This window comes from Candidatus Symbiopectobacterium sp. NZEC135, assembly GCF_025962695.1.
In genome coordinates, this window is sequence record NZ_JAGFPF010001317.1 from 1 (window position 1) to 575 (window position 575).

1 protein-coding gene is annotated in these 575 nt (G+C 56.7%); it reads left to right on the plus strand.

All coding sequences use genetic code 11. The annotated features are described in order from the left end of the window. On the plus strand, positions 1-575 hold a 575-nt coding region (locus J5224_RS34030; RefSeq protein WP_264629268.1), incomplete at both ends, for an ABC transporter permease subunit.

Sequence of the window (575 nt, forward strand, 5' to 3'; positions counted from 1 at the left end):
GACCTCATCCCGCCCTGTCTTTGGCCGTAGCTGGTTACCTTATGCGTTAGTGTTTCCCCAACTGGCTATCACGGTGATTTTCTTTATCTGGCCTGCCGGTCAGGCGCTGTTGTATTCCACGCAACGCCTTGATCCCTTTGGGCTCTCCAGCGAGTTTGTCGGCCTCGAAAACTTCCGCCACCTGATGAGCGACAGCTACTATCTGGACGCCTTCTATACCACCATGGTGTTCAGTTCTCTGGTAACGGTGTGCGGCATGAGCGTGTCGTTACTGCTGGCGGCGTTGGTGGACTATGTGCTGCGCTGTCGGCGCCTTCTCCACACCCTCTTTATTCTGCCTTCGGCCGCGCTGTGGATGTTTTTGTTCAGCCCCGGCGGATTAATCACCTATGGCTTAAGCCAGTGGGGTTATGACTGGAATCACGCCACTCACAGCGGCCAGGCGTTGTTTCTGGTGGTGCTGGCGTCCATCTGGAAGCAGATAAGCTATAACTTTCTGTTTTTCCTGGCGGCGTTGCAGTCCATCCCGCGCTCTCTGGTGGAAGCGGCGGCCATTGATGGCGCAGGCCCGGTGC